This is a genomic window from Knoellia koreensis, assembly GCF_013041615.1.
GTDB lineage: Bacteria > Actinomycetota > Actinomycetes > Actinomycetales > Dermatophilaceae > Pedococcus > Pedococcus koreensis.
Map to the genome: position 1 here is coordinate 186,940 of NZ_JABEPQ010000005.1, position 9,497 is coordinate 196,436.

The window sequence follows — 9,497 nt, forward strand, 5'->3', positions numbered from 1 at the left end:
ATGGCCAAGACACGAGGCAACCACCTGCGGGTGGTGCGTGACGAGCAGGACCGACCCGCTCGGTCGGCGACGGACCACCGCGCCGACTACTGGTCGCAGGTGCAGACGTTGCGGGCCGAGCAGCGGCGGCTGCGCGCCGGCTGACGCCCCGTGATGGCACAGTGGTCGCCATGCCGGTGAGCGTGGTGCGTCTCGGGACGCCGCGAGCTGCGGACGAGGGCCTGCGGATCGGGACCGTGCGGCGCCCTCCCCGGGGGGTGCCCAAGGCCGAGTTCGCGAGTGGGGACTGGTACGACACCTGGCTGCCGGAGCTGAGCCCGAGCGCCGGGCTGGTCACGCAGGCCCAGGCGGCTGCAACCGACGGCGAGTGGCGCAGGTTCGTTCGCGCCTACCGCCGCGAAATGGCCGAGCCCGGGCCTCGACACCTCGTCGAGCTGCTGGCCGCCCTGTCGCACACCAGTGCTCTGGCAGTCGGCTGTTACTGCGTGGACGAGTCCCGGTGCCACCGCTCGGTCCTGCGCGAGCTGCTGGTCGAGGCCGGCGCAAGCGTCCGGTAGCGCGCGTGGACGACGACCTCTTCCGGCGCACGGTCGCGACCCTCACCGCCGCCGACCCGGCGCTGGCCGCCATCACCCGGGCACACGGCATACCCCCGTTGTGGTTGCGTGACCCCGGGTTTGCGAGCCTCGTGCTGTTCATCCTCGAGCAGCAGGTGTCGCTCGCGAGCGCGGCGGCGGCCTATCGCAAGGTGTTGGCGCGGATCGGGACGATGTCGCCGCGGGCGCTGCTGGCCGCCACGCCGGAGGAGCTGCGCGCCGACGGGGTGTCGCGGCAGAAGGACCGCTACCTGCGGGCGCTGGCCGAGGCGGTCGAGTCGGGTTCGCTGGACCTCGAGGCGTTGGCGGGTATGCCGGACGATGAGGTCCGCGCCCGGCTCACCTCCCTGCCGGGGATCGGCCGGTGGACCGCCGATGTCTACCTGCTCGCCTGCCTGGGTCGGCCGGACCTGTGGCCGGTCGGCGACCGTGCGTTGCAGGTGGCGGTGGCCGAGGCGCTCGGCCTCGAGGAGGTGCCCGACCAGGCGCGGCTCGAGGAGCTCGGTGAGCGGTGGCGGCCCCACCGCTCGACGGCCGCGCGCCTGTTGTGGCACGGCTACCTCAGCCGGCGCGGCCGGGTCGAGACCCCGCCGCTGTGACCTGACGGCGCGCGCCAGTGCGTCGCACGCGCGCCCTCCCGGTCAACAAGTCCCCAAATGGAAGATCGTTGACGTCGACGAGTCACCCAAATGGAAGATCGTCGACGTCAGCAACGGCGCTGGAGGCCGGTGGCGACGCCGGACTCGGTGGTGAGCCCGGCAGCAGCGAGGCCTGACCGCCCTGGGCCGAGACGAGGACGTCCTCGAGGACGCTCCCGACTTCGGGCCACTGAGGCTCGACCGGGCGCCCTGCGTCAGGCCTCGGCGGCCCGAAGTGGGGCGGACACGCGAACGGGCCCGGTCACCGCGAGAGGGGTGACCGGGCCCGCCGAGCTGATGGTGCCTGCGGCTCAGTTGGTGAGCTTGGACAGCGTCGGGTCGTTGGCGTACGCCTCCTTGGCGTTCTCCTTGGTCACGATGAGCGGCTCGAGCAGGTTGGCCGGGACCACCTTGACACCGTTGTTGTACTGCTTGGTGTCGGTGATCTTCGGCTCCTGGCCCTTCTGGATCGCCTGGATCATCTCGATCGTGGCCTTGACCAGGTTGCGGGTGTCCTTGTTGATCGTGGAGTACTGCTCACCCGCCATGATCGACTTGACCGACTCGACCTCGGAGTCCTGACCAGTGACGACCGGGACCGGCTTGCCGGCGGCCTTGGTCGAGGTGATGATCGCGCGGGCCAGGGTGTCGTTCGGCGAGAGCACGCCGTCGATCGGGGCCGAGGAGTAGTTGCCCGAGAGCAGGGTGTCCATGCGCTTCTGCGCGTTCTCGGCCTTCCAACCCTGGGTGACGACCTGCTTGAAGTCGGTCTGCTTGGAGACCACCTTGAGGGTGCCGTCGTCGATCTTGGGCTTGAGGACGCTCATGGCACCGTCGAAGAAGACCTTGGCGTTGGCGTCGTCGGGCGACCCGGCGAACAGCTCGATGTTGTAGGGGCCGTTGGGCTTCTTCTTGGCCATGCCCTCGAGCAGCGCGTTGCCCTGGAGGACACCGACCTTGAAGTTGTCGTAGGCCACGTAGTAGTCGACCGCGTCGGTGTTGAGCAGCAACCGGTCGTATGCGATGACGACCGCACCGGAGTCCTTGGCCGCCTTGAGCTGGGTGCCCAGCTGCGAACCGTCGATCGCGCCGACCACGATCACCTTGGCGCCCTTGGTGACCATCGACTGGATCTGGTTCTGCTGCTCGCCGACGCCGCCGTTGGCGAACTGCACGTCGGGCTTGAAGCCAGCGGCCTTGAGGTCGGTGTTGAACAGGTTCTCGGCGAGGACCCAGTTCTCCGACGTCTTCTGCGGCAGCGAGACGCCGATGAGCGAGTCGGCGGGGAACTTGTCCCCACTGCCGCTGCCCGAGCCACCGCCGGAGCCGCCGTCGTCGGACCGACCGCAGCCGGCCAGCGCGAGCGCGGCGACGGCCGCCACGGCCATCGTCTTGGTCACAACTCTCATGTGGGTTCCTCTTCTTGTTCTGCTGGGTTGGGGGTACCGCTGGTGGAACAGACGGCCAGGGACCGGCCGGCCCTGACCCTGGACGGGGGGTCAGGCCTGCTGTTTGACGCCCTCGGTGTCACCGGCTGCGGCACGACCACCGCCGCCGGAGTTCTTCATCAACATGCCGATGATCGAGCGTCGGCCCTGGCTCTTGTTGTAGACGTCGAAGGCGACGGCGATGAGCAGGACCAGGCCCTTGTAGATCTGGGTCTGGTCGGCGCCCACGCCGAGCAGCTGGAGCCCGTTGTTGAGCACCGCCATCACGAGACCACCGATCACGGACCCGACCACGGTGCCGACACCGCCGCTGACGGCGGCGCCGCCGATGAACACGGCCGCGATCACGTCGAGCTCCCAGCCGACACCGTCGAACGGGCCGGAGGCGTTGGAGCGGGCCACGAACATCATGCCGCCGAGCGCCGCGAGCACCGACATGTTCATCATGACGAAGAAGTTGATCCGGCGGCTGCGCACCCCGGAGAGCTCCGCGGCCTGCCGGTTGCCGCCCACGGCATACACGTGGCGACCGATGATCGTGCGCGTCGCGACGAACCCGTAGACCAGCGTCAGGACACCGAGGATGATCGCCGACACCGGCAACGAGGTGCCCTTTCGACCCGAGGCCATCAGCATCGCCGCGGCCATGATCGCGACACAGATGAGGCCGATGCGGACGGCGACGATCCAGCCCGCCTCGAGGTGGGCACCGATCTTGGACTGGTTGCGCCGCGTGCGCAGCGTCCCGCCGATGATCGCCGCGCAGAGCAGGAGGCCCAGGAGCAGGGTGAGGTTGTTGTAGCCGGTGTTGGGTCCGACCTCCGGCAGGTAGCCGGCACCGATGACCTGGAAGTCCTTGCCCACCGGGACGGTGAGCGACTTGCCGACGGCCTGGTTGGCTCCACGGAAGATGAGCATCCCGGCGAGGGTGACGATGAAGGCCGGGATGCCCACGACCGCGACCCAGAAGCCCTGCCACGCGCCGACCAGCGCGCCGATGGCCAGCCCGAACAGGATGCCGCCCCACCACGGCAGGCCCCAGTCGCGCATCGCGATGGCGACGCTGATGCCGACGAACGCGGCCACGGAGCCCACGGACAGGTCGATGTGACCGGCGATGATGACGAGCACCATGCCGATGGCCATCACCAGGATGTAGCTGTTGCCCTGGAAGATGTTGATGACGTTCTCGGGCTTGAGCGTGAGGCCGCCGGTCCTCCACTGGAAGAACAGGATCAGCGCCACCAGCGCGAAGATCATGCCCAGCTGGCGGGTGTCTCCGCCGAAGATCTGCTTCAGCTTGTCCATGCACTCTCCTCGGGAGCGGTGGCCTCGGCGTGGCCGTCGGTGGCGGTGGTGTCAGGGGTGTCGGCGGCCACCTGTGCCGCCTCGGCGCGCTCAGCGGCGCGGGACTTCATGCTGGTCGCGGTCATCAGCCGCATCAGCGTCTCCTGGTCGGCCTCCCCCTTGTCGAGGACGCCGGTGATCCGCCCCTCGGAGATCGTGTAGATGCGGTCGGAGATGCCGAGCAGCTCCGGCAGCTCGGAGGAGACGACGATGACGCCCTTCCCCTCGTCGGCGAGCCGCTGGATGATGCCGTAGATCTCGAACTTGGCCCCCACGTCGATGCCGCGGGTCGGCTCGTCGAGGATGAGCAGGTCGGGGTCGGTGAAGAGCCACTTGCTCAGCACGACCTTCTGCTGGTTGCCACCCGACAGCTTGGCCACGCCGTAGTCGATCGACGGCGCCTTGGTGCGCAGCGCCTTGCGGTACTCCTCGGCCGACTGGCGCTCGGACCGCTCGTTGATGACGAAGCGGTTCGCGATCTTCTTGAGCTTGGCCGACACGGTCGTGGTCTTGATGTCGTCGAGCAGGTTGAGCCCGAGCACCTTTCGGTCCTCGGTGACGTAGGCGATGCCGGCGTCGATCGCGGCGGGCACCGAGCGGAGCCGGGCCTCCTTGCCGTTCAACACCATTCGACCTTTGAGGAACGTGCCGTAGCTGTGGCCGAAGAGGGAGCGCATGAGCTCGGTGCGACCCGAGCCCATGAGGCCGGCGAAGCCCACGATCTCGCCGCGGCGCACGAAGAAGTCCGACCCCTTGGCGACGAGCCGCTCGGGGACGTCGGGGTGGGCGACGGTCCAGTCGTGGACCTCGAAGAAGGTCTCGCCGATGTTCGGGGTGTGGTCGGGGAAGCGGGACTCCAGGGACCGCCCGACCATGCCGCGGATGATGCGGTCCTCGTCGACGGGGCCCTGCCGCGCGTCGAGCGTCTCGACCGTCTTGCCGTCACGGATGATGGTGATCGCGTCGGCGATCTCCTCGATCTCGTTGAGCTTGTGGCTGATCATGATGCAGGTGATGCCACGGGCCTGGAGCCCGCGGATCAGACCGAGCAGGTGGCGCGAGTCCTCCTCGTTGAGCGCGGCGGTCGGCTCGTCGAGGATGAGCAGCTTGACCTGCTTGCTCAGCGCCTTGGCGATCTCGACCAGCTGCTGCTTGCCGACCCCGATATTCTTGATCGGCGTCTCGGGCTCCTCGCTGAGGCCGACCCGGGCGAGCAGCTCCCGCGCGCGGTTGTTGGTCGCTACCCAGTCGATGGCGCCGCGCCGGGTCTCCTCGTTGCCGAGGAAGATGTTCTCCGCGATCGACAGCTCCGGGATGAGCGCGAGCTCCTGGTGGATGATCACGATGCCGGCGTGCTCGGAGTCACGGATGCTGCGGAACTCCACCGGGGCGCCCTCGAAGAGGATCTCCCCCTCGTAGCTGCCGTGCGGGTGGACCCCGGACAGCACCTTCATCAGGGTCGACTTGCCGGCGCCGTTCTCGCCGCAGATGGCGTGCACGTCACCGCGTCGGACTGCGAGGGTGACGTCGGAGAGGGCCTTGACGCCGGGGAACGTCTTGCTGATCCCGTTCATCTCCAGGATCGTCCCGTTGTCGCTCACGCAGCCTCCTCGTCGAGGGTCCAGGGCGCCGCCCACCGGCCGCACCGTCCATGCTTGACAACGTTGTCAGGGCGAGTTTTAGTCAGGACGCCCGTCAAGTCAACCCACCCACACCGAGCGAGTCGTGACCGTGACATCGACGCCGATGCGACCAGCGCCCCGCGCCACCATGCGCGACGTCGCGGCGCTCGCCGGGGTGAGCGTCAAGACCGTGTCGCGCGTCGTCAACCAGGAGCCGTCGGTCTCCCCCGACGTCGCGCAGCGGGTGCGCACGGCGGTGGCGACCCTCGGCTACCGGCACCACCTCGGCGCGAGCACCCTGCGTCGCACGGAGCAGCGCACGGGCACGGTCGCCGCCCTCCTCCAGGACCTCAGCAACGCCTACTCCGCCAGCGTCCTGCGCGCGATCGAGGTGGCTGCGCACGAACGCGACATCGCCGTCGTCGCCTCGAGCCTCGACGAGGACCCGGCCCGGGAGCGGCAGATCGTGGAGGGGCTGGTGCGGCGCCGCGTCGACGGGCTCGTCCTCATGCCGGCGACCGCGTCACAGGCCTACCTGCAACCCGACCTCGACGCCGGCCTGGTGACGGTCTGCGTCGACCGGCACCCCCAGGGCATCTCGGTCGACTCGGTCGCCGTCGACGGTGCGCGCGGCGGTGCGCTGGCGACGACCCACCTGCTCGACCACGGTCATCGCCGGGTCGCCTTCCTGGGGGACGACCTGCGGATCGAGACCGCAGCGGCCAGGTATGCCGGGTACGAGCGTGCGCTGGCCGCGCGCGAGGTCGCGCTCGAGCCGGGACTGGTCGTGACCGGGTTGCGGTCGGCGGCGGACGCCGCGCGTGCCGTGCACGGCCTGCTCGACTCGACCGATCCTCCGACCGCGATCTTCGCGGCCCGCAACGCCGTGGCCGAGGGTGCAGTCCGGACCCTGCGCGAGCGGGGCGTCGCCCACGCCACGGCCCTCGTCGGGTTCGACGACTTTGCCCTGGCCGACGTGCTCGACCCGCCCCTCACCGTCGTGCGCCAGGACGTCGACGCCATCGGCGCTGAGGTCGTGAGCCGGCTCTTCGCGCGGCTGGACGGCGACACCTCGCCGCCGCGCGCCGTCGACATCGACCTCGAGCTGGTGCGACGGGGATCCGGCGAGATCAGGCCACCCCACTGACCCTCCCGGTTCGGCTTTGGGTGCCCGAACGCTCGGGAATCCGAGCACCTGGACACCCATCCAGATCGCGCCAGAGCGCAGCGGGGGCTGAGGTCAGGAGGAGGTGCCGGTGACCTGACGGGCCAGCGCGGGCGGCATGTAGTCGTACCGGCGGAAGGCGCGGGTGAAGGTACCGGTGCCGTGGGACACCGACCGCAGGTCGATCGGGTAGCGCGACAGCTCGTGCGCCGGCACCTCGGCATGCACGACGGTGCGTCCCTCCACCTCGGCCGGCTCGGTGCCGTGCACCTGCCCGCGGCGCCCCCGCAGGTCGGCCAGGACCGCGCCGACCGCGTCGTCGCCGACCTCGATGTGCACCTCGTCGACGGGTTCGAGCATCGAGACGGTCGAGTCGTTGGCGGCCTCCCTCAGCGCCATCCCCGCCGCCGTCTGGAAGGCCATGTCGGAGCTGTCGACCGAGTGGGCCTTCCCGTCCACCAACGTGATTCGCACGTCGACGACGGGATAGCCGGCCAGCACCCCCTTCTCCAGCTGGGACCGCGCACCCTTCTCGACCGACGGGATGAACTGCCGCGGCACCGCACCGCCGACCACCTTGTCGACGAACTCCACCCCGGCACCCCGCTCGAGCGGCTCGATCTCGAGGTGGCACACGGCATACTGCCCGTGCCCGCCAGACTGCTTGACGAGCCGGCCCTGGATCTTGGTCGGGCGCACGAACGTCTCGCGCAGCGAGGTGCGCACCGGCTCGACCTCGACCGCCACGTGGTAGCGCGAGTCGAGCGCGGCGATGAGGTGGTCGACGTGGGCCGGCCCCATGGCCCAGATGACCAGCTGGTGGGTCTCCGCGTTGTGCTCGAGTCGCATCGTGACGTCCTCGGCCACCAGCCGCTGCAAGGCCGTCGCGAGCTTGTCCTCGTCGCCCTTGGACACGGCGTGGATCGCCACCGGCAGCAACGGCACCGGCAGCACCCACGGCTCCACGAGCGCGGGCTTTTCCCTGCGGGACAACGTGTCTGACGTCTCCGCCCCGGCGAGCTTGGACACGATGACGACCGATCCGGCGATGCCCTGGCCCACCGGCGACGTGTCGTCACCCAGCGGTGCCGACAGCGGTCCGACCCGCTCGTCGTCGCTGTCGTGGTCGGCATGCTCCTCGACGAGGTGGTCGGCGAAGTGCTGGAGGTGCCCGGAGATGTGCACCGGCTCGTCGGGTCGCAGCGTTCCCGAGAAGACCCGCACCAGCGACTGGCGACCCACGAACGGGTCGGTCGTCGTGCGGACCACCTCGGCCACGAGCGGGCCGTCCGGGTCGCACGTGACGTCGCCGAAGGAACCACCCGCAGGGGTGAAGACGGTGGGCAGCGCCGAGGCCGACGGAGACGGAAATCCCTTCTCGCACAGCTCGATCAGCTCCGGGATGCCGGCACCGCTCTCGGCATGGGTGGGGATGATCGGGAAGAACCGCCCGGTCGCGATGGCCAGCCGCAGGTCCTCCGACACCGCGTCGACGTCGACCTCCTCGCCACCGAGGTAGCGCTCCAGCAGCCCCTCGTCCTCGGACTCCTCGATCACCGACTCGAGCAGCTCGCCGCGCTGGGCGTCGATGAGCTCGCCCTCATCGGCCGTGGGCTCGCGGTCGGTGGCCGCGCCGTCCGCGTGCTCGGTCACGGTGCGCCGCAACAGGTTGAGCAACCCGGTCACCCGCCCGTCCGCGGACACGAGCGGCAGGGCCAACGGCTGCGCGTCGCCGAAGGCCCGCTGGCACGCGTCCACGGTGGCGTCGAAGTCCGCCCGCGCCTGCTCGAGCTTGGTCACGACGACCGCACGCGGCATACCCACGACCGCGCACTCGCGCCACAGCATCCGCGACGCCTCGTCGACACCATCGGCGGCCGACACGACGAAGACCGCCGCGTCCGCGGCACGCAACCCGGCCCGCACCTCGCCCACGAAGTCGGGGTGACCGGGGGTGTCGAGGACCGTGATCGTCACGTCCCCCGGCAGGGTCGCGGCGGCGAGCGCGAGAGTCGGATCGGTCCCCTCACGAGAGCGGCGGCCCGGAATCCGAGCCGCCACCAGACCATCGAACACCGCCGTCTTGCCGGCGCCGCTCGCCCCCACCAGGACCACGTTGCGTATGCCGTCGGGAGACGTGGGCCCCGAGGCGTCACTGGGACGGTTCATGGCCCCACGATGCTCCGAATGCCCCGGTGGGACAAGAGGAACGGCAGGTCAGGACTTCGCCGGTGCCTTCGTCGCGCTGGGCACGCAGGTGTTCCCCTTCTCCTTGCCCTTGACGAACTTCGCCGCCGCGAGCTCCTTGCTCTGGCCGGGGTCGAGGGTCTCGGTGAAGGTCTTGGAACCCACGACGGTGCCGCCCTCGGTCTTGGCCACGGCCACCATGACGGTGAAGGTGGTGCGTTCCTTGTCGGGGTTCTTCAGGGTGGCCTTGAACGACCACGCCCCGTCGGTGAACTCACACGACACCTTGCTCAGCGCGGCGATCGCGCCGGCCGGCTGACTCGTCCTCGGTGCCGCGGTGACGGTGGAGGGCCCAGTCGTCACGGTCGGGTCGTCGGTGCGGCCGTCGCCAGAGCACGCGCCGAGCGCGAGCAGGGAGGCGGCGCAGCCTGCGGTCAGGACGGTGGTGCGCAGACGCATGGGTGGGGCTGTCTCCTCGGGGTCGGTTTCGGTCG

The 9,497-nt window shown here is 69.9% G+C and carries 9 protein-coding genes; 4 read left to right on the plus strand and 5 right to left on the minus strand.

What is annotated here, in order from left to right; genetic code table 11:
- Genes HJG52_RS18325 through HJG52_RS18335 form a run of 3 tightly spaced genes read left to right on the plus strand, consistent with a single transcriptional unit; the run spans position 1 to position 1,195 of the window.
- Positions 1 to 144, plus strand: a complete 144-nt coding sequence (locus HJG52_RS18325) for a hypothetical protein (RefSeq protein ID WP_171245067.1) — start codon at positions 1 to 3, stop codon at positions 142 to 144.
- A 26-nt stretch (positions 145 to 170) separates the two neighbouring features.
- The gene (locus HJG52_RS18330; RefSeq protein WP_171245068.1) at positions 171 to 557 is read left to right on the plus strand and encodes a DUF488 domain-containing protein; all 387 of its coding nucleotides are present in this window, start codon (positions 171 to 173) and stop codon (positions 555 to 557) included.
- A gap of 5 nt (positions 558 to 562) precedes the next feature.
- Complete coding sequence (locus HJG52_RS18335; protein WP_171245069.1) at positions 563 to 1,195, plus strand: DNA-3-methyladenine glycosylase 2 family protein; 633 nt, start codon at positions 563 to 565, stop codon at positions 1,193 to 1,195.
- A 350-nt stretch (positions 1,196 to 1,545) separates the two neighbouring features.
- Here HJG52_RS18335 and HJG52_RS18340 read toward each other — a convergent pair whose 3' ends face one another.
- The 3 genes from HJG52_RS18340 to mmsA form a co-directional block, all read right to left on the minus strand.
- On the minus strand, positions 1,546 to 2,643 hold the full coding sequence (locus HJG52_RS18340; protein WP_171245070.1) for a substrate-binding domain-containing protein: 1,098 nt from the start codon (positions 2,641 to 2,643) through the stop codon (positions 1,546 to 1,548).
- 90 nt (positions 2,644 to 2,733) lie between these two features.
- Positions 2,734 to 3,990 (minus strand): multiple monosaccharide ABC transporter permease, encoded by a 1,257-nt coding sequence (mmsB, locus tag HJG52_RS18345; protein WP_171245071.1) that lies wholly within the window; start codon positions 3,988 to 3,990, stop codon positions 2,734 to 2,736.
- Complete coding sequence (gene mmsA / locus HJG52_RS18350) at positions 3,978 to 5,603, minus strand: multiple monosaccharide ABC transporter ATP-binding protein (protein ID WP_171245156.1); 1,626 nt, start codon at positions 5,601 to 5,603, stop codon at positions 3,978 to 3,980. The genes mmsB and mmsA overlap by 13 nt, the downstream gene beginning before the upstream one ends.
- Before the next feature lie 151 nt (positions 5,604 to 5,754).
- Here mmsA and HJG52_RS18355 point away from each other — a divergent pair, with 151 nt between their 5' ends.
- The gene (locus HJG52_RS18355) at positions 5,755 to 6,798 is read left to right on the plus strand and encodes a LacI family DNA-binding transcriptional regulator (protein ID WP_346767837.1); all 1,044 of its coding nucleotides are present in this window, start codon (positions 5,755 to 5,757) and stop codon (positions 6,796 to 6,798) included.
- Positions 6,799 to 6,891: 93 nt separating this feature from the next.
- Here the strand turns inward: HJG52_RS18355 and HJG52_RS18360 are convergent, their stop codons facing one another.
- Both HJG52_RS18360 and HJG52_RS18365 read right to left on the minus strand, forming a co-directional pair.
- Positions 6,892 to 8,985, minus strand: coding sequence for an elongation factor G-like protein EF-G2 (locus HJG52_RS18360; protein WP_171245072.1), 2,094 nt, complete (start codon positions 8,983 to 8,985; stop codon positions 6,892 to 6,894).
- 48 nt (positions 8,986 to 9,033) lie between these two features.
- Positions 9,034 to 9,462 (minus strand): hypothetical protein, encoded by a 429-nt coding sequence (locus HJG52_RS18365; protein WP_171245073.1) that lies wholly within the window; start codon positions 9,460 to 9,462, stop codon positions 9,034 to 9,036.
- Between the last annotated feature and the right edge of the window lie 35 nt (positions 9,463 to 9,497).

Coding starts and splice junctions, on each gene's coding strand:
- HJG52_RS18340 (WP_171245070.1), bottom strand. CDS start 2,643: ATGAGAGTTGTGACCAAGACGATGGCCGTGGCGGCCGTCGCCGCGCTC.
- HJG52_RS18360 (WP_171245072.1), bottom strand. CDS start 8,985: ATGAACCGTCCCAGTGACGCCTCGGGGCCCACGTCTCCCGACGGCATA.
- HJG52_RS18330 (WP_171245068.1), top strand. CDS start 171: ATGCCGGTGAGCGTGGTGCGTCTCGGGACGCCGCGAGCTGCGGACGAG.
- mmsB (WP_171245071.1), bottom strand. CDS start 3,990: ATGGACAAGCTGAAGCAGATCTTCGGCGGAGACACCCGCCAGCTGGGC.
- HJG52_RS18365 (WP_171245073.1), bottom strand. CDS start 9,462: ATGCGTCTGCGCACCACCGTCCTGACCGCAGGCTGCGCCGCCTCCCTG.
- HJG52_RS18325 (WP_171245067.1), top strand. CDS start 1: ATGGCCAAGACACGAGGCAACCACCTGCGGGTGGTGCGTGACGAGCAG.
- mmsA (WP_171245156.1), bottom strand. CDS start 5,603: ATGAACGGGATCAGCAAGACGTTCCCCGGCGTCAAGGCCCTCTCCGAC.